This window comes from Kribbella qitaiheensis (assembly GCF_014217565.1).
Lineage (GTDB): Bacteria > Actinomycetota > Actinomycetes > Propionibacteriales > Kribbellaceae > Kribbella > Kribbella qitaiheensis_A.
This window is the reverse complement of sequence record NZ_CP043661.1, coordinates 7,573,809-7,591,682: the sequence shown is the minus strand read 5'-3', so window position 1 is coordinate 7,591,682 and position 17,874 is coordinate 7,573,809. Positions and strand designations below refer to the sequence as shown.

Sequence of the window (17,874 nt, the reverse complement as noted above, 5' to 3'; positions counted from 1 at the left end):
CCCAACCCGTTACGTCCGAAGAAGCGGAGGGACGTGCACTCCACTTCTTCGGACGTAAGCGGTCAAACGACGAGGGGGCGGGCGGTTGGTGGGATGGGGGTGGGGAGGGTGGAAGAGCCTGTTAGGTGGGTGTCTACGCCGTTGGCGCAGGAGCGGCCTTCGGCGATGGCCCAGACGATGAGGGACTGGCCTCGGCCGGCGTCGCCGCAGGCGAAGACGCCGTCTACCGAGGTTTGGTAGCTCTTGTACCGCTTGACGTTGCCTCGTTCGTCCAGGTCTACCCCGAGCTGCTCCAGGAAGCCTTCGCGCTCGGGGCCCAGGAAGCCCATGGCGAGCAGGACGAGCTGGGCCGGGATGGTCTTCTCCGAACCGGCGACCGGGGTGAATTTGCCTCCGACGAGTTCCACCTCGACCAGGTTCAGACCGGACACGTTTCCGTCGGCATCCGAGGTGAAGTTGTTGGTGGAGACCGCGTAGACGCGCTCGCCGCCTTCCTCGTGCGCCGAGGCGACCCGGTAGATCATCGGGTACGTCGGCCAGGGCTGTCCGGTCGGCCGCTCTTCCGAGGGGCGCGGCATGATCTCCAGCTGGGTGACGCTGCGCGCGCCCTGCCGGTGGGCGGTGCCGAGGCAGTCCGCCCCGGTGTCACCACCACCGATGATGACCACGTCCTTGCCGGTGGCAACGATCTGGTCCTCGACCGTCTCCCCCAGCGCGACCTTGTTCGCCTGCGGCAGGTACTCCATCGCCTGGTGGATGCCGCCGAACTCACGTCCCGGCACGGGCAGGTCCCGGGCCGCGGTGGCACCGGTGGCGATCACGACCGCGTCGTACCGTTGCTTCAGCTGGGTCCCGGTGACGTCCACGCCCACGTTGACGCCGGCCCGGAAGACGGTGCCCTCTTCCTTCATCTGCTGGATCCGGCGCTCGACCTGCGCCTTCTCCATCTTGAACTCGGGAATGCCGAACCGCAGCAACCCACCCGGCGCCGAGGCCCGTTCGTAGACGGCCACGGTGTGCCCGGCGCGGGTCAACTGCTGTGCGACCGCGAGCCCGGCCGGACCGGACCCGACGACCGCGATCGTCTTGCCGGTCAGCCATTCCGGCGGCTGGGGCCGGACGTCGCCGGCTTCCCAGGCCTTGTCGATGATCGCGACCTCGACGTTCTTGATCGTCACCGGCTCGGAGTTGATCCCCAGCACACAGGCCGGTTCACACGGGGCCGGACACAACCGCCCGGTGAACTCCGGGAAGTTGTTGGTCGCGTGCAGCCGCTCGATCGCTCCGGTCCAGTCGTCACGCCAGACCAGGTCGTTCCACTCCGGGATCAGGTTGCCCAGCGGGCAGCCGGAGTGGCAGAACGGGATGCCGCAGTCCATGCAGCGGCCGGCCTGCTTGGTGATGATCGGCAGCAGCGCCTTACCGGCGCCACCGGGGTAGACCTCTTTCCAGTCCTGCACCCGCTCGGTGACCGGGCGGCGCTCCGCGACCTCGCGCGGAGTCGTCAGGAATCCCTTCGGATCAGCCATCAGATGGCCTCCATCATCGCTCGCGTGGTGGCGTCCTCGTCCAGCCCGTCGCGCTCGGCAGCCGCCTTGGCTGCCAATACCCGGGCGTAGTCGCGGGGCATCACCGTGGTGAATCTGGTCTCGGCGGCGGTCCAGTCGCCGAGCAGCTTCGCTGCCCGCTCCGAACCGGTCTCCTCGTGATGCGTACGGACCAGGTCCTGCAACAGATCGGACTCCTCCGAGGTGAGTGGGAGCAGATCGACCAGCTCCGGGTTCACCAAGGTGGATTCCAGGTCGAGCACGTGGGCCACGCCGCCCGACATGCCCGCTGCGAAGTTCCGGCCGACCGCGCCGATGACCACGACGCGACCACCCGTCATGTACTCGCAGGCGTGGTCGCCGACCGACTCGACCACAGCGGTGGCACCGGAGTTCCGGACACAGAACCGTTGCCCGGCGCCACCATTGATGAACAGCTCGCCCGACGTCGCGCCGTACGCGATCACGTTGCCGGCGATGATCTGGTCGGCCGCGTCGAACCGTGCGTTCCGGTCCGGCCGGATCACCACCCGGCCGCCCGACAGACCCTTGCCGACATAGTCGTTGGCGTCGCCCTCCAGCCGCAGCGTCACTCCGCGCGGTACGAAGGCGGCGAACGAGTTGCCCGCCGATCCGGTGAAGGTCAGGTCGATCGTGCCGTCCGGCAGCCCGGCGGCGCGGTACTTCTTGGTGATCTCGTGGCCGAGCATCGTGCCGACGGTCCGGTTCACGTTCCGGATCGGCAGCTGCGCCCGGACCGGCTCGCCGTTGTCGATGGCCGGCGCGCAGATCCGGATCAGCTCGTTGTCGAGTGCCTTGTCGAGCCCGTGGTCCTGCGTGACGGTCTGGTGCCGCGAAGCACCTTCCGGCAGCGAAGGCACGTGCAGGATCGGCGACAGGTCGAGCCCGTCGGCCTTCCAGTGGTTGACCGCGCGCTGGATGTCCAGTACTTCGGCGTGCCCGATCGCCTCGTCGAGAGTCCGGAATCCCAGCTCCGCAAGGTATTCCCGGACCTCTTCGGCGATGAACTCGAAGAAGTTCACGACGAACTCGGGCTTGCCCGCGAACCGCTCACGCAGTACGGGGTTCTGGGTCGCGACGCCGACCGGGCAGGTGTCCAGGTGGCAGACGCGCATCATGATGCAGCCCGAGACGACCAGCGGAGCGGTGGCGAACCCGTACTCCTCCGCGCCGAGCAGCGCCGCGATCACGACGTCCCGGCCGGTCTTGAGCTGCCCGTCGGTCTGTACGACGATCCGGTCGCGTAAGCCGTTCAGCAGCAGGGTCTGCTGCGTCTCGGCCAGCCCGAGCTCCCACGGACCACCCGCGTGCTTCAGGGAGGTCAGCGGAGCCGCACCGGTTCCACCGTCGTGCCCGGAGATCAGTACGACGTCCGCATGCGCCTTGCTGACGCCCGCGGCGATCGTGCCGACCCCGACCTCGGAGACCAGCTTCACGTGCACCCGTGCGGACGGGTTAGCGTTCTTCAGGTCGTGGATCAGCTGGGCCAGATCCTCGATCGAGTAGATGTCGTGGTGTGGCGGCGGCGAGATCAGGCCGACGCCGGGTGTGGAGTGCCGCGTGCTGGCCACCCACGGGTACACCTTGTGGCCGGGCAACTGCCCGCCCTCGCCGGGCTTCGCGCCCTGCGCCATCTTGATCTGGATGTCGTCGGCGTTCGTCAGGTACTCCGACGTGACACCGAACCGGCCGGACGCGACCTGCTTGATCGAGCTCCGGCGGGCCGGGTCGTGCAGGCGATCGGCGTCCTCGCCACCCTCACCTGTGTTCGACTTGCCACCGAGCTGGTTCATCGCGATCGCCAGCGTGGTGTGCGCCTCGGCGCTGATCGAGCCGTAGCTCATCGCACCGGTGGAGAAGCGCTTCACGATCGCCGAGACCGGCTCGACCTCGTCGACACTGATCGGCTCGCGATCACTCGCGAAGCCGAAGAGCCCGCGCAGGGTCATCAGGCGCTCGGACTGCTCGTTGACGCGGGAAGTGTACTGCTTGAAGACGTCGTACCGGCCGGTGCGGGTCGAGTGCTGCAGCCGGAAGACCGTCTCCGGGTCGAACAGGTGCGGCTCACCTTCGCGCCGCCACTGGTACTCGCCGCCGACCTCGAGGGCGCGGTGCGCGGCGAGGATCCCGTCCGCCGGGTACGCCCGTAGGTGCCGCTCGTGGACCTCGCGGGCGATCACGTCCAGCCCGATCCCGCCGAGCTTGGACGCCGTACCGGTGAAGTACGCGTCGACGAGGTCGGGCGACAGGCCGTTCGCCTCGAAGATCTGCGCACCCGTGTACGACGCGACGGTGGAGACGCCCATCTTCGACATCACCTTGAGAACGCCCTTGCCGAGCGACTTCACCAGGTTGCGGACCGCCTGCTCCGGCTCGATGCCAGGCAGGTAGGTGCCGCGCCGGCAAAGGTCCTCGACCGACTCCAGCGCCAGGTACGGGTTGATGCCTGCGGCGCCGTACCCCATCAGGAGGGCGACGTGGTGGACCTCGCGGACGTCACCGGCCTCGACGACCAGGCCGACCTGGGTGCGGGTCTTCTCCCTCACCAGGTGGTGATGAACCGCGCCGGTCAGCAGCAGGGACGGGATCGGTGCGTTCTCGGCGTTCGAGTGCCGGTCGGACAGCACCAGGATCCGGGCGCCGGCGGCGATCGCCGCGTCGGCCTCGGCACAGATCTCGTCGATCCGCGTCTTGAGGGCCGCGCCGCCGCCCTCGACCTCGTAGACCCCGCGCAGCACGGTGGTCGCGAGGCCGGGCAGGTCGCCGTCCAGGTTGATGTGCCGCAGCTTGGCCAGCTCGTCGTTGGTGATCACCGGGAACGGCAGCACCACCTGACGACACGACGCCGGGCCAGGCTTGAGCAGGTTCGCCTCCGGACCGAGGGACGAGGACAGCGAGGTGACGAGCTCCTCGCGGATCGCGTCCAGCGGCGGGTTGGTGACCTGCGCGAACAGCTGTGCGAAGTAGTCGAAAAGCAGCCGCGGACGATCACTCAGTACGGCGATCGGCGTGTCCGTGCCCATCGAGCCGATCGGCTCCGTGCCGGTCTTCGCCATCGGGGTGAGCAGCACTCGCAGCTCTTCCTCCGTGTACCCGAACACCTGCTGGCGACGGGTCACCGAGGCGTGGCTGTGGACGACGTGCTCGCGCTCGTGCAGGTCCTCGAACCGGATCAGGCCGGCATGCAGCCATTCGTCGTACGGGTGCTCGGCCGCGAGCGCGGACTTCACCTCCCTGTCGGTGATGATCCGGTGCCCGTCGACGTCGACCAGGAAGATCTTGCCGGGCTCGAGCCGGCCCTTCTGGACCACGGTCGTCGGGTCGATGTCGAGGACGCCGGCCCTCGGAGGCCAGTACGACGAGGCCGTCCTCGGTGACCCAGTACCGCGACGGGCGGAGGCCGTTGCGGTCCAGCACCGCGCCGACCTTGGTGCCGTCGGAGAACACCACCGAGGCGGGTCCGTCCCACGGCTCCATCACGGTGGAGTGGAACTCGTAGAACGCGCGCTGCTTCGGATCCATCGTGGCGGCGTTTTCCCACGCCTCCGGGATCATCATCAGCATCGCGTGCGGCAGCGAACGGCCGCCGAGGTGGAGCAGTTCCAGCACCTCGTCGAAAGAGGCCGAGTCCGAGGCGTCCGGCGTACAGATCGGGAAGACCTGCTCGAGGTCACCGGGGATCAGGTCGCTCGACAGCAGCGCCTCGCGGGCCCGCATCCAGTTCCGGTTGCCCTGCACGGTGTTGATCTCGCCGTTGTGGGCGATGTACCGGTACGGGTGGGCCAGCGGCCAGGACGGGAAGGTGTTGGTGGAGAAGCGCGAGTGCACGACGCCGATCGCCGAGGCGAGATCGGGGTCGGTCAGCTCGGGGAAGAACTGGTCCAGCTGGTCGGTCGTCAGCATCCCCTTGTAGGTGATGGTGCGACTCGACAGGCTCGGGAAGTAGGTCGCGGTCTCGTGCTCGGCGCGCTTGCGCAGCCGGAACGCCATCCGCTCCAGCGCGAGACCGAGGACCCGGCCCGCGCTCGCGGCGACGAACAACTGGCGGAACACCGGCATCACCGAACGCGCGGTGGAGCCGAGCAGGTCCGGACTCGTCGGCACGTCGCGCCAGCCGAGAACGGTCAGGTTCTCCTCGGCGGCGAGCTCCTCGATCCGCGCGACGGCCTTGGCCGCGTCGTCGGCCTCCTGCGGCAGGAAGGCGATACCGGTCGCGTAGCTGTGCGCCACCGGCAGCTCGAAGTCGCACACCTTGCGGTAGTACGCGTCGGGCACCTGCAGGAGGATGCCGGCGCCGTCGCCGGAATCCGGTTCGGCGCCGGAGGCACCGCGATGTTCCAGGTTGCGCAGGGCGGTCAAAGCCTTGGCCACGATGTCGTGGCTCGGTTCACCGGTCAGGGTCGCGACGAAGGCGACACCACACGCGTCGTGCTCGTGGCGTCCGTCGTACAGACCCTCACTCGGCCTCATCGAAAAGGGGGCGCGACCATACATTCAGGGGCTCCCGTCGTCCTACGGTCAACAACTGGCCGCGGGACAACATTGGCCCAAGCCGGGAGTCCCGAGACTACCTCATGACGCCCAGCAGATGGACAGACATTCCACCGCCAGGCCGTCTTCACTGTTCACTGTCACACCACGTAAGCAAGCGCTCACTCCTCCACCCATAGTGACAGCCCCCGCTCCCCCACCACCACCCGCTGGGTGGTTCAGGCCTGTGGCGTGCCTCGCTCGAGGCGGTCCGTTCGGTGGTCCACCTCCGCGCGTTGACGGAGCATGGAAAGCGTCGTCGCGAACGTTTCGAGGGACGATGCAGGCAGGACCGAGCCGATCCAGGTGGTGAGTTCGGCATTGAAGGTGGGGGTGGCCGCGGCGAGCAGTTGCCGGCCCGCGTCGGTCAGTGCGACCAGGGACGAGCGGCGGTCGTCGGGGTTCGCCGTACGGCGGACGCGGCCGGCCGCCTCGAGTCGGTCTACCGCCTTGCTGGTGGCGCCGACGGTGATCGCGATCTCCTGGGCCAGGTCGTAGACGCGGCAGGTCCCGCGCGCGGCGATGTACCGCAGGAACTCGTACTGGCCGAGCGGCAGTTCGTGCTCCGCGCGCAGCCGGGTGTCGATCGCGTTGTAGACGCGCGTCTCCAGCCGGACCAGGTCGGTGAACAGCGCCGCGAGATCAGTCACAGAAAAATCCACCTTCTCGGGAATTAGCTTCTCAGGAATGTAGTTGAGAGGAAGTGGGTTCCGCGGAATCCATCCTCGCAGATCTACCTCGGAGGTTGGGATGAGTCAGCAGCAACGCCAAGAGATCATCGACCTGATGCGCGGCGCACCGAGTTCGGACGACCGCACCCCGGCCGGCCAGCGCGCTTCGTTCGACAGCCAGTTCAAGGACTACCCGCTGGGCGACGACGTCACCGTGCGCCCGACCACGCTCGGCGGGGTCGACGCCGTCGACATCACGGTCGAGGGTGCGGACGGACAGGGCGTGATCCTCTACCTCCACGGCGGGGGTTATGTCGTCGGCTCCGCGAACACCGGTAGTCAACTGGCCACGGCACTCGCCCGCAGAGCCGGTACGCCGGCAGTCGCGCTGGACTACCGATTGGCTCCCGAGGACCCCTTTCCCGCGCCGGTGGACGACGCGTACGCCGCCTACCGCGCCCTGCTCGACAGCGGCCGGCCAGCGAGCGACATCGTGCTCGCAGCCGACTCGGCGGGCGCCGGACTCGCGCTCGCGGTGATGCTCTCGGCCCGGCGCGACAGCCTGCCGCAGCCGGCCGGTGCGGTGCTCTTCTCGCCGTGGGCCGATCTGTCCCTCACCGGCGAGAGCATGGACGCAAGACAAGCACTGGATCCGATCTTCGACCGTGAGCAGATTCAGTGGTACGCCGATCAGTACCTCGCGGGTCAGGACCCTCTCGACGAACTGGTCAGCCCGGTGTTCGCGGACCTCACCGGTTTGCCTCCGCTCCTGATCCAGGTCGGGTCGTACGAGGTCCTGCTCGACGACTCGATCCGGCTCGCGGCCCGAGCAGCCGCGTCCGAGGTCGACGTCAGCCTGGAAGTCGTCGCGGGATTACCCCACGTGTTCCAGTACCTGGCGGGCCAGGTCGACGAGGCAGACGAGGCTCTCGACCGCGCGGGCCGGTTCCTCGTCGATCGGCTCGATGCTCGAAGCTACGAGGCTGCTCGCCAGGCGTCGTAGAAGGCCGCATAGCTGGGGAATCGGGTGGTGACGGCCTCCTGAAGTACGGCGTACTTCGCGTCTGTGGCGCGGAAGGCGGGACGGTCGAGGGTGCCGTCCGAGAGGAGGACGAGTGCGGTCCGCGCCATCACGAAGGCGGTGGTGCGGTCGTCGATGGGAGCGCCGAGGGAGAACTCCTCAGGGGCCATGAAGCGGCTGGAACCGAACATGCGGCCCATGTCGTTGCGGTGCGGGCCGGGACGGTAGCTGTCGAGGTCCATGACCGTCAGACCTCGTTGGTCGAAGTCGTAGATGAGGGCGCCGTCGTAGAAGTCACCCTGCACCCAGCCGGCCGTGGTCAGGTCGGCGTGGAGGTCGAAGATCTGGTCCAGGGCAGCGACGATCTCGTCCGTGGGCAGAGCGCGGAAGCGTTGGAAGGCGGTCGCCGGGTCCTCGCGCCGATCGTGGGTGGTACCGAGGTGGTCGCCGTCGCGCCACTCGAAGATCAGCACGGGGCCGCCGGGCGACTCGATCACGCCGTGGAAGGTGGGGAGTGCTGGGTGGACGACGGACTCAGCTAGGCGGACAGCTGTGCGGAGTAGCTCTTGACGACCTGCGAAGTCGAAGTAGGCCTCGGTGTCCGAGGGGTCTCCTGTCGGCGCCGAAGGTCGCGAGGATCGTGCCGATCCGCTCGAGGTAGCTGGGTGGCTGCTCGTTGATTTCAGCAGGGAACATCCGGCTGACCCTAGCGATCGGGTTGCCGGGGCGCGACGGAATTAGCCGACGCCTGGGCCGACGAGGGTGCCGACCGCGTAGGTGAGGGCTGCGGCTGCGCCGCCGAGGATCAGTTGGCGGAGGCCGGAGTACCACCAGGAGCGGGAGGTGACGCGGCTGACGACCGCACCGCAGATGAAGAGGGCTGTGAGGGAAAGGATCAGCGACGGGATCACGCTGCCGGCGCCGAGGAGGTAGGGCAGGAGCGGGATCAGGGCGCCGACTGCGAAGCAGACGAAGGACGAGGCGGCCGCGACGACCGGCGAGGGGAGGTCGTTGGGGTCGATGCCGAGCTCTTCGCGGACGTGTTCTTCGAGCGCCTGGTCCGGGTTGATGTGGAACTGCTTGGCGACCTTGTCCGCCAGTTCCGGGTCGAGGCCCTTCTGCTGGTAGGTCTCGGAGAGTTCGCGTTCCTCGGCACCCGGATGGCGCTTGATCTCCAGGCGCTCGACCTCGATCTCGGCCCTGGCGAGCTCGCGCTGGGAGGCGACCGAGGTGTACTCCCCCGCCGCCATCGAGAACGCTCCCGCCGCGAGCCCGGCCAGGCCGGCCAGCACGATGAACTTCGACCCCGAGTCGGTGCCGCCGTCCATCCCGGCGATCAGCGCGAAGTTCGAGACCAGCCCGTCCATCGCCCCGAACACGGCCGGCCGCAACCACCCACCGGTCACATCCCGATGGGTGTGATCCCCCGAGTGCTCCGCTGAGACCTGTGCGTCAGTCACGATCCGCGTCAGGTGTCGACGGGTTGTCCTTCACCGGCGGGCGAGGGCTCTCGTCCGCCGGCTCAGCAGGAACTGCCGGCGGCTCCGGCTCCGCTGCCGCGGAGGAACTGGTCGCGGAGGCGGCGGAGGAGCTGGTCGCGGACTCGTCCGCAGGAACTGCGCCGACCTTCGCCTTGTCGCCATCGTCAGAAGCAGCAGCCGGTACGTCGTTGTCGGCAGCCTCGTCCTCGCCACCATCGGCAGCCTTCTCACCCTCCGCAGCCTCAACAGGCTCGTCGCCCTCAGGTGTGGCGGGAGCCGTGACGACGCTCTCCTGGCCAGGCTTGGTGCGGGACGTGATCACCAGGTAGGCGACCGACAACACGAACAGGATCAGCGCGGTCCACACGTTCAGCCGGAGGCCGAGGAAGTGGTTGACGGTGTCGATCCGCAGGTTCTCGACCCAGGCGCGGCCAGCGGTGTAGCCGGCGACGTACAGGGCGAAGGCGCGTCCGTGACCGAGCTTGAAGCGCTTGTCGACCAGGATCACCAGCGCGACGACGCCCAGGTTCCAGATCGCTTCGTACAGGAAAGTCGGGTGGAAGGTGGCGAAGTCGGCATAGCCTTCCGGCCGGTGCCCCGAGTCGATCTTCAGGCCCCAGAAGTGCGTCGTCGGCTTGCCGAAGAGCTCCTGGTTGAAGTAGTTGCCGAACCGGCCGACGACCTGGGCGAGCGCCACGCCCGGCGCCATCACGTCCGCGACGGCCAGGAACGGGACCTTGTGCCGGCGGCAGGCGATCCAGGCGCCGAGCAGGCCGAACCCGACCGCGCCCCAGATCCCGAGCCCGCCGTGCCAGATCTTCAGCGCGTCGATCGGGTGCTTGCCCTCGCCGAAGTACAGCTCGTTGTCGGTGATCACGTGGTAGATCCGCGCCCCGACCAGGCCGAACGGGACCGCCCACATGATGATGTCGGCGAGCACCTCCGGCGTACCACCGCGCGCGACCCAGCGTTTCCGCCCGAGCCAGTAGCCCGCGAAGATGCCGATCAGGATGCAGATGGCGTACGCGCGCAACGGCAACGGGCCGAGGTGCCAGACGCCCTGGCTGGGACTGGGGATGAATGCCGGCACGACCACGGCGGGAAGCTGACTAGACATGGCAAGGATGCACGCTACTCGACGGCCCCGACCGCGACCACAAACAGGCGGTCACGATCAGCCTACGGCGGCTTTGATGCCGTCCGGAGTCATCTTGTCGGCGTCGAGCAACTTGTCGTTGACGAACACGGTCGGGGTGCCGGTGACCTTGCGGTCGTTCGAGGCGTTCGAGATCGAGTCGAGCCAGCCGGCGTAGGTGTTGCCGCTCACAGCGGCCTGGAACTTCGCGTCGTCAACTCCCAGTTGCTTGCCGAGCTCGAGCAGCTGATCCGTGGTCCACGCCTTGGAGAAGTCGCCGTAGACCGCGTCGACGAAGCTCAGCGCCTTGCCGTTCGCGGCCGAAGCGGCGAACGCATTGGCCAACCGCGGTGAGTCCTGCGGGCTGACGAACGCCAGCGGCCAGTACGTGATGGTGGCCGTCCCGTCCTCGACCAACTGGTCCAGGGTCGAACCCGTGGCCTGCTCGAACTCCTCGCAGTGCGGGCAGCGGAAGTCGAAGTACATGTCGATGTTCGTCTTGGCACCCGCCTTGCCGACGGTGACACCCTTGCCGTCGGTGCCCGGACCGGTGATCACGGTGGGCTCGGGCTTGCCGCTCGCGGTCACCTCGACCTTGGAGTGCTTGCGCCAGTAGTCGACACCGACAGCGGCGACGATGGCGAGCACCAGCACCACCACGACGACGATGCCGGGCGAGAGCCGTTTGCGCTTCTCCGGCAGCAGGGGGTTCACGGGGGCGTTGGTCTTGCTCACGACGCTGTTACTCCTGTCGACACGTGCGGATCCGATTCGAGCGCGAACTTGCTCAGCGGGGTGAGCCACAACCACCCCGCGAGCACCAGCAGTCCGACGTCCCGCAGGATCTCCTGCAGGTACTTCGTCTGGCCGGGCGCGACCTGACCGCCGCCGCCGAAGCAGCCACAGTCGATCGCGAGACCACGAGCCCAGGCGGAGGACACCGCAGCGATGAAAACCACCATGAAGACACCGGCGGCGAAGGCCGCCCAGCGGACACCGAAGCCGACGATCAGCAGCAGGCCGATCGCGATCTCCAGGAACGGCAGGATCAGGCCGACCGGGGCATCCAGCGCGGTCGGCAGCAGGTCGTAGGCGCGAACGGCCTGGGTGGCCGTCTCAGGATCGGTGACCTTGAGCGCGCCGGCCACCACCATCACCCCGCCCAGGACCAACCGGGCAACAAGCGACATCCACGGAAACCAAAGCTTCACTGGTTGTCCGCGACCAGCTTGCCGAAGTCGTGCGCGAGATCGCCGATCGCCGCGTTCGACAGCCACAGCACGTTCGCCTTGTCGTTCGCGCCGAAGCCGATCACCTGCGCGCCGTGGCCGACCTCGTACCCACCCGAGGGCAGCTTCTGCATGCCCTCGACCGGTACGCCGACGGCCTTCGCGATGTCCTTGATCGACGCCAGCGAGCCAGTCAGCCCGACGAACGACGGGTCGAACCGGTCCAGGTACTTCCGGATCACCGGCCCACTGTCTCGGGCCGGGTCCGTCGTGATGAACAGCAACTGGACCTGCTTGCGGACCGACTCGTCCAGCTTGGTCAGCGCGGAGGCCACATCGGCCATCACGGTCGGACAGACGTCCGGACAGTTCGTGTAGCCGAAGAACACCAGCGTGACCGGCTTCTTCGTCGAGGTGACCAGGTTGAACTCGTTGCCGTCGGTATCGGTCAGCGACTTGGCCGGTAACGCGTAGGGCCGGTCCAGCGTTGCCCCACGCAACCCGTTCGGATCACCTGCCGGCGTACGGATGATCGCTCCGCCGGGGTTGTCCGCTGTCTGCTTCTGACCGCCACTGCAACCCACCAGGGCAAGCAGAGCCACCGCGGCGAAGAAAATGGCCGCGTTCCGATTTCGACTCACAGCGGGTCTAACGGTTGGCGGCGGCCCGGGGTTCCCGCCGGACGCCCTCGGCCAGGCTCGCGGTCAGCTCCCGTACGCCGGCAGCGCCACCCGCGTCGAGCGCCTTCACGAAAGCCGAACCGACGATCACCGCGTCCGCGTACGCCGCCACGCCCGCGGCCTGGTCCCCGTTGGAGACCCCGAGGCCGACCCCGACCGGGATCTCCGTGGTCGCCTTGGTCCGGGCCACCAGCGGCGCGGCCAGATCGGAAGCCTGGTCGCGCGCTCCGGTGACACCCATCACAGCCGTCGCGTAGACGAAACCGCGGCAGTTCGCCGTGGTCATCGCGATCCGCTTGTCGGTGGAGGACGGCGAGACCAGGAACACCTTGTCCAGCTCGTTCTTGTCCGCAGCCGCGATCCACTCGGGACCTTCGTCGGGGATCAGGTCGGGCGTGATCAGGCCCGCTCCCCCGGCCGCCGCGAGATCCGCCGCGAACCGGTCCACGCCGTACCGCTCGACCGGGTTCCAATACGTCATCACGAGCACCGGCACCGCGGAGTACGAGGCGACCTGCTCGACCGTGCTGAGCACGTCGCGAGTGCGGAGTCCCTGGGCGAGCGCGATCTCGGCGGCGCGCTGGATCGTCACGCCGTCCATCACCGGGTCGCTGTACGGCAGGCCGATCTCGATCACATCGGCGCCACCGTCGACCAGCGCCTTGATCGCGTCGACGCCGCCCGCGATGGTCGGGTAACCGGCCGGCAGGTACGCGACGAGGGCGGCCCTGCCTTCGTCGTTGGCCTTCCGGATCGCGGACCCGGCGTTGCCGAGGGCAACCAACTCGCTCATTTGGCACCTTCTGCGTCGATCAGGCCGAACCACTCACCGGCGGTGTCCATGTCCTTGTCGCCGCGGCCGGACAGGCAGACCAGCAGGGTCGCCTCCGGGCCGAGCTCCTTGGCGATCTCCAGCGTGCCGGCGATCGCGTGCGCCGACTCGATCGCCGGGATGATCCCCTCGGTCCTGGCCAGCAGCCGGAACGACTCCATCGCGTCGGCGTCCGAGACCGGCCGGTACGACGCTCGCCCGGTCTCCGCGAGCCACGAGTGCTCGGGGCCGACGCCCGGGTAGTCCAGGCCGGCCGAGATCGAGTGCGACTCGATCGTCTGGCCGTCGTCGTCCTGCAGCAGGTAGGACCGGGCGCCGTGCAGTACGCCGATCTGGCCGGCCGTGATCGTGGCGGCGTGCCGGCCCGGTCTCGTAACCGTCGCCACCGGCCTCGATGCCGAACAGCTTCACGTCGGCGTCCGGGATGAACGCGGCGAACAGGCCGATCGCGTTCGAACCGCCACCGACACAGGCGATCGCCGCGTCGGGCAGGCGGCCGAGGAGTTCCAGCGACTGCGCGCGGGCCTCGTCACCGATGCCACGAACGAAGTCGCGGACCATCGCCGGGAACGGGTGCCCACCGGCCGCCGTACCGAGCAGGTAGTGGGTGTCGTCGACGCTGGAGACCCAGTCGCGCAGGGCCTCGTTGATCGCGTCCTTCAGCGTGCGGCTGCCGGTCTTGACCGGGATCACCTCGGCGCCGAGCAGCTTCATCCGGGCCACGTTGAGTGCCTGCCGCTCGGTGTCGACCTCGCCCATGTAGACGACGCACTCGAGATCCAGGTAGGCGCACGCGGTCGCCGTCGCGACGCCGTGCTGGCCGGCGCCGGTCTCGGCGATGACGCGGGACTTGCCCATCCGCTTGGTCAGCAGCGCCTGGCCGAGCACGTTGCGGATCTTGTGCGCGCCGGTGTGGTTCAGGTCCTCGCGCTTGAGCAGGATCCGGGCGCCGGCGACCTCGGACAGCCGGGTCGCGTCGTAGAGCAGGCTCGGCGTACCGGCGTACTCGCGGAGCATCCGCTCGAACTCGTCGGTGAAGGCCTTGTCGGCCATCGCCTCCTGCCACGCCTTCGTGAGCTCGTCGAGCGGCGCGATCAGCGCCTCCGGCAGGAACCTGCCGCCGAAGCGGCCGAAGTGCCCGAGCTGGTCAGGCAGCACAGCAGTCATGGGTTCGCCTTCCAGTGAATTTCCCCTGCCGGAGCAGGGGAAATCCGACGTCTTAGTGACGCTGCTGGATGGCGGGGTGCGATCCCGCAGCGACGAGATCGGCGACCGAGGCGCGCGGATCGCGGCCGGTCACCAGGGTTTCACCGACGAGGACGACATCGGCCCCGGCGCGCGCGAACTCGATTACATCATGCGGCCCGCGGACGCCGGACTCCGCCACCCGGACCAGGTTGGTCGGGATCGACGGAGCGACCCGGGCGAACGTGTCGCGGTCGATCTCGAGCGTCTTCAGATTGCGGTTGTTGACGCCGATCAGCTGGGCCCCGGCGTCCACCGAACGCAGGGTCTCCTCGGTGTCGTGCACTTCCACCAGCGGGGTCAGCCCGATCGAGGTGGCCCGCTCGATCAGCGAGACGAGCGCCTCCTGCTCGAGCGCCGCCGCGATCAGCAGCACCATGTCGGCGCCGGCCCGCGCGCGCCTCCCAGAGCTGGTACGAGGAGACGATGAAGTCCTTGCGCAGGACCGGCACGTCGACGCGGCCGCGAACGGCGCGCAGATCCTCCAGGCTGCCGCCGAACCGGCGCTGCTCGGTCAGCACGCTGATCGCCGCGGCACCACCCTCGGCGTACTCGAAAGCCAGCGCCGCCGGATCGGCGATGTCGGCCAGCGCGCCCTTGGACGGGCTGGACCGCTTCACCTCGGCGATGATCGCGATCCCGTCGCCGCGGAACACCGGCATCGGGTCCTTGGCGTCGGGTTTGCGCTGCGCTTCCTGCTTCAGGTCGTCCAGGCTGACCCGCGCCTGGCGCTCCGCGAGGTCCTCCCGGACCCCGGCGAGAATGTCGTCAAGCACAGTCATGTCTGTGGTCCGTCCGTCAGTGGTGGTCGCTGGACTTGGCACCGAAGCCGAGCAGCTGCATCACCTTGCCGACCAGACCACCGGCTACGGCGATCGCGGCGGAGATCCAGAACAACACCCAGTTCGGGCCCATCACCATGGCGATGGCGCCGAGAGTGAAGCCGACGAGCACGATCACCACGGCGGTCCACGCCGCCGGAGTGCTGCCGTGCAGGCCGCCCGCGTGAGCTTCTTCGCTCTCGTAAGTCGCCGCTTGATCCGCGGTCGTATTCTCCACCATTGGCGCCACTCCTCGTTGTCGTCCCGTCCTATTGTGGCGGTAGCCCGCCGAACTCAGATCGTCGGGTCCTCACCCGCGTCGATCGCCTTCCATTGATCGGCCGGTGTCGCGGCCGGATCGCGCTCGTAGCGGGCCGTGGGGCGCCGCCACCGATGTGCGGTCAGTACTGCGATGACACCCGCCGCGAACAGCGCGAGACCCCCTGCCAGCGCGAGCCACGGAGCAGGTCCGGTGCTCAGCGCGACGTGGTCCGTCACGGCCTGGCTGAGCTCGGGCCGAAGCCTGCCCAGCTCACTGGCACTCGGTCGCACTTGCAGGGCGACGCCGACAGCCGCTGCGCCCATGAACACCAAGAGGCCCGCGATCACGCGGCGCAACGCAGTACCGGCCAGCTTGGTGACGATCACGGCGACCACTGCGGCAAGAGCCAGCGTCACCGGCGCGTGCGAAACGGTGTAGCCGCTGAAGTTCACCTTCGGCCGGCCACTGCCGGGATCGGCGCTCGACCAGGTCAGATAACCCGACAGGGCAAGCAGCACAAGGGCTACGAGGGTCAGCAGGTCCACCAGCCGTTGTGGGCGCATCAGATCTCGGAGAACGTTCCGGCGACGGCGATTGCGTTCAGCACCGCGGCCGCCTTGGTCCGGCACTCGGCGTCTTCCGAAGCCGGGTCCGAGTCGGCGACGATGCCCGCGCCTGCCTGAACGTAGGCGGTGGTGCCGCGAAGGACCGCAGTACGGATGGCGATCGCTGTGTCGGCGTCACCGGCGAAGTCGAGGTAACCGACGACGCCGCCGTAGACCCCGCGACGGGTGACTTCGAGCTTGTCGATGATCTCCATCGCGCGCGGCTTCGGTGCGCCCGAGAGCGTGCCGGCCGGGAAGGCCGCGGTGAGCGCGTCGAACGCTGTCTTGCCCGCGGCCAATCGGCCTGTCACGGTCGATTCGAGGTGCATCACGTGGCTGTAGCGGCGGACGTCCATGAAGTCGACCACCTCGACCGTGCCGGGCGCGCAGACGCGGCCCACGTCGTTGCGGCCGAGGTCCACCAGCATCAGGTGCTCGGCACGCTCCTTGGCGTCGGCCTTGAGCTCCTCCTCCAGCGCGTGGTCCTCCTCCGGCGTCGCGCCCCGCGGCCGGGTGCCCGCGATCGGGTGCAGGATCACCTTGTTGTCGGTGACCTTCACCAGCGCCTCGGGGCTGGACCCGACGATGTCGAAACCATCCAGCCGGACGAGGTACATGTAGGGACTCGGGTTCGACCTCCGCAGCACGCGGTAGATGTCGAGCGCGCTCGCCTTCGTCTGCAGCTCGAACCGTTGCGACACGACGATCTGGAACGCCTCGCCCGCCCGGATCTCCTCCTTGGCGGTCTCGACGGCCTCCCTGTACTCCGCGCTCGACCGCTGCCGATGCGGATCCGGCTGCGCCTGGCGATCCGCATGTACGACGTACGACGGGGTCGGCTGGGCCAGGTCGCGCTCCATCGCGTCCAGCCGGCGGACGGCGTCGGCGTACGACTCGTCGACGCGCTCGTCGGAGTCGTCCCAGTTGACCGCGTTCGCGATCAGCCAGACCTCGCCGGTCTCGTGGTCGAGCGCGGCCAGATCGGTCGCGAACAGGAACGTCAGCTCGGGCAGGCCGAGATCGTCGGTCGTTGTGTCCGGCAACCGTTCCAGCCGGCGGACCGCGTCGTACCCGAGGAAGCCGACCATGCCTCCGGTCAACGGAGGCAAGCCGGGCAGTCGCGGCGTGTGCAGGATCTCCAGCGTCTCGCGGAGTGCCTGGAGCGGGTCACCGGTCTCCGGCAGTCCGACCGGCGGGTTGCCGGTCCAGATGGCTTGGCCGTCGCGCTCGGTCAGCGTCGCGGCGGACCGGACACCGATGAACGAGTACCGCGACCAGACGCCGCCATTCTCGGCCGACTCGAGCAGGAAGGTACCCTCGCGCTCGGCGGCGAGCTTGCCGTAGACGCCGATCGGGGTCTCGGCGTCCGCCAGCAGCCGGCGGGTGACCGGGATGACCCGGCGATCCTTGGCGTACTCGCGGAACGTCTCCAGGTCGGGGGCGGTGCTCATGCGGTGACCTCGATCTCGCCGTGTTCGAAGCAGCTACGGGTGCCGGTGTGGCAGGCGGGGCCTTCGGAGTCGACCAGGACGAGCAGGGTGTCGGCGTCACAGTCGACCAGGATCTGCTTGACCTGCTGGCGATGGCCGCTGGTCTCGCCCTTCACCCAGTACTCCTGGCGGCTGCGCGACCAGAACGTGCTCCAGCCGGTCTCCGCGGTACGGCGTACCGCTTCGGCGTCCATCCAGCCGACCATCAGAACCTCGCGGGTGTCGTGCTGCTGCACCACGGCGGGGATGAGTCCGGCCGAGTCGAAGGTCAGATCCTCGATGCTCACCCGTCCATTGTCCCCGA

14 protein-coding genes and 3 pseudogenes are annotated in these 17,874 nt (G+C 68.5%); 1 reads left to right on the top strand and 16 read right to left on the bottom strand.

Annotated features, from left to right (window positions below; translation table 11 throughout):
• Window positions 1-62 precede the first annotated feature (62 nt).
• The 3 genes and pseudogenes from F1D05_RS35955 to F1D05_RS35945 form a co-directional block, all read right to left on the bottom strand.
• Window positions 63-1,529, bottom strand: coding sequence for a glutamate synthase subunit beta (locus F1D05_RS35955; protein WP_185444706.1), 1,467 nt, complete (start codon window positions 1,527-1,529; stop codon window positions 63-65).
• Window positions 1,529-6,062, bottom strand: a pseudogene (gene gltB, locus F1D05_RS35950) (glutamate synthase large subunit). Before gltB ends, F1D05_RS35955 begins: the two are co-directional and overlap by 1 nt.
• 215 nt (window positions 6,063-6,277) lie before the next feature.
• A complete protein-coding gene (locus tag F1D05_RS35945) occupies window positions 6,278-6,748 on the bottom strand; it encodes a MarR family winged helix-turn-helix transcriptional regulator (RefSeq protein ID WP_185444705.1) in 471 nt (156 codons plus the stop codon).
• A gap of 100 nt (window positions 6,749-6,848) precedes the next feature.
• On the opposite strand from F1D05_RS35945, the gene F1D05_RS35940 reads away from it, so the two are divergent.
• On the top strand, window positions 6,849-7,772 hold the full coding sequence (locus F1D05_RS35940; RefSeq protein ID WP_185444704.1) for an alpha/beta hydrolase: 924 nt from the start codon (window positions 6,849-6,851) through the stop codon (window positions 7,770-7,772).
• Here the strand turns inward: F1D05_RS35940 and F1D05_RS35935 are convergent.
• The 13 genes and pseudogenes from F1D05_RS35935 to hisI all read right to left on the bottom strand — a co-directional run bounded on the left by F1D05_RS35935 (window position 7,745) and on the right by hisI (window position 17,857).
• Window positions 7,745-8,287, bottom strand: coding sequence for a hypothetical protein (locus tag F1D05_RS35935; RefSeq protein WP_185444703.1), 543 nt, complete (start codon window positions 8,285-8,287; stop codon window positions 7,745-7,747). The genes F1D05_RS35940 and F1D05_RS35935 overlap by 28 nt on opposite strands.
• Window positions 8,288-8,527: 240 nt before the next feature.
• A complete protein-coding gene (locus F1D05_RS35930; RefSeq protein ID WP_246486250.1) occupies window positions 8,528-9,250 on the bottom strand; it encodes a VIT1/CCC1 transporter family protein in 723 nt (240 codons plus the stop codon).
• A complete protein-coding gene (gene lgt / locus F1D05_RS35925; protein WP_185444702.1) occupies window positions 9,243-10,388 on the bottom strand; it encodes a prolipoprotein diacylglyceryl transferase in 1,146 nt (381 codons plus the stop codon). Before lgt ends, F1D05_RS35930 begins: the two co-directional genes overlap by 8 nt.
• Window positions 10,389-10,445: 57 nt before the next feature.
• The gene (locus F1D05_RS35920) at window positions 10,446-11,141 is read right to left on the bottom strand and encodes a DsbA family protein (RefSeq protein WP_185444701.1); all 696 of its coding nucleotides are present in this window, start codon (window positions 11,139-11,141) and stop codon (window positions 10,446-10,448) included.
• Window positions 11,138-11,596 carry a MauE/DoxX family redox-associated membrane protein gene (locus tag F1D05_RS35915; protein WP_185444700.1) on the bottom strand — a complete coding sequence of 153 codons (459 nt, stop codon included), beginning with the start codon at window positions 11,594-11,596 and terminating at the stop codon, window positions 11,138-11,140. The genes F1D05_RS35920 and F1D05_RS35915 overlap by 4 nt, the downstream gene beginning before the upstream one ends.
• Before the next feature lie 17 nt (window positions 11,597-11,613).
• Window positions 11,614-12,276 (bottom strand): SCO family protein, encoded by a 663-nt coding sequence (locus F1D05_RS35910; protein ID WP_246486249.1) that lies wholly within the window; start codon window positions 12,274-12,276, stop codon window positions 11,614-11,616.
• A 7-nt stretch (window positions 12,277-12,283) separates the two neighbouring features.
• The gene (gene trpA, locus F1D05_RS35905) at window positions 12,284-13,108 is read right to left on the bottom strand and encodes a tryptophan synthase subunit alpha (RefSeq protein ID WP_185444699.1); all 825 of its coding nucleotides are present in this window, start codon (window positions 13,106-13,108) and stop codon (window positions 12,284-12,286) included.
• Window positions 13,105-14,314, bottom strand: a pseudogene (trpB, locus tag F1D05_RS35900) (tryptophan synthase subunit beta). The gene trpA and the pseudogene trpB overlap by 4 nt, the downstream one beginning before the upstream one ends.
• Window positions 14,315-14,366: 52 nt before the next feature.
• Window positions 14,367-15,174: pseudogene (trpC, locus tag F1D05_RS35895) on the bottom strand (indole-3-glycerol phosphate synthase TrpC).
• Between the two features lie 16 nt (window positions 15,175-15,190).
• A complete protein-coding gene (locus tag F1D05_RS35890) occupies window positions 15,191-15,454 on the bottom strand; it encodes an HGxxPAAW family protein (protein WP_246486248.1) in 264 nt (87 codons plus the stop codon).
• Between the two features lie 53 nt (window positions 15,455-15,507).
• Window positions 15,508-16,038, bottom strand: coding sequence for a Trp biosynthesis-associated membrane protein (locus tag F1D05_RS35885; protein WP_185444698.1), 531 nt, complete (start codon window positions 16,036-16,038; stop codon window positions 15,508-15,510).
• The gene (locus F1D05_RS35880) at window positions 16,038-17,531 is read right to left on the bottom strand and encodes an anthranilate synthase component I (protein WP_185444697.1); all 1,494 of its coding nucleotides are present in this window, start codon (window positions 17,529-17,531) and stop codon (window positions 16,038-16,040) included. The genes F1D05_RS35885 and F1D05_RS35880 overlap by 1 nt, the downstream gene beginning before the upstream one ends.
• Window positions 17,528-17,857 carry a phosphoribosyl-AMP cyclohydrolase gene (hisI, locus tag F1D05_RS35875; protein WP_185444696.1) on the bottom strand — a complete coding sequence of 110 codons (330 nt, stop codon included), beginning with the start codon at window positions 17,855-17,857 and terminating at the stop codon, window positions 17,528-17,530. The genes F1D05_RS35880 and hisI overlap by 4 nt, the downstream gene beginning before the upstream one ends.
• Window positions 17,858-17,874: the final 17 nt, after the last annotated feature.

Excerpts from the sequence above, each read along its gene's own strand:
- F1D05_RS35955 (WP_185444706.1), bottom strand. The coding sequence starts at position 1,529 with ATGGCTGATCCGAAGGGATTCCTGACGACTCCGCGCGAGGTCGCGGAG.
- F1D05_RS35940 (WP_185444704.1), top strand. The coding sequence starts at position 6,849 with ATGAGTCAGCAGCAACGCCAAGAGATCATCGACCTGATGCGCGGCGCA.
- lgt (WP_185444702.1), bottom strand. The coding sequence starts at position 10,388 with ATGTCTAGTCAGCTTCCCGCCGTGGTCGTGCCGGCATTCATCCCCAGT.
- F1D05_RS35915 (WP_185444700.1), bottom strand. The coding sequence starts at position 11,596 with ATGTCGCTTGTTGCCCGGTTGGTCCTGGGCGGGGTGATGGTGGTGGCC.
- trpA (WP_185444699.1), bottom strand. The coding sequence starts at position 13,108 with ATGAGCGAGTTGGTTGCCCTCGGCAACGCCGGGTCCGCGATCCGGAAG.
- F1D05_RS35890 (WP_246486248.1), bottom strand. The coding sequence starts at position 15,454 with ATGGTGGAGAATACGACCGCGGATCAAGCGGCGACTTACGAGAGCGAA.
- F1D05_RS35885 (WP_185444698.1), bottom strand. The coding sequence starts at position 16,038 with ATGCGCCCACAACGGCTGGTGGACCTGCTGACCCTCGTAGCCCTTGTG.
- F1D05_RS35880 (WP_185444697.1), bottom strand. The coding sequence starts at position 17,531 with ATGAGCACCGCCCCCGACCTGGAGACGTTCCGCGAGTACGCCAAGGAT.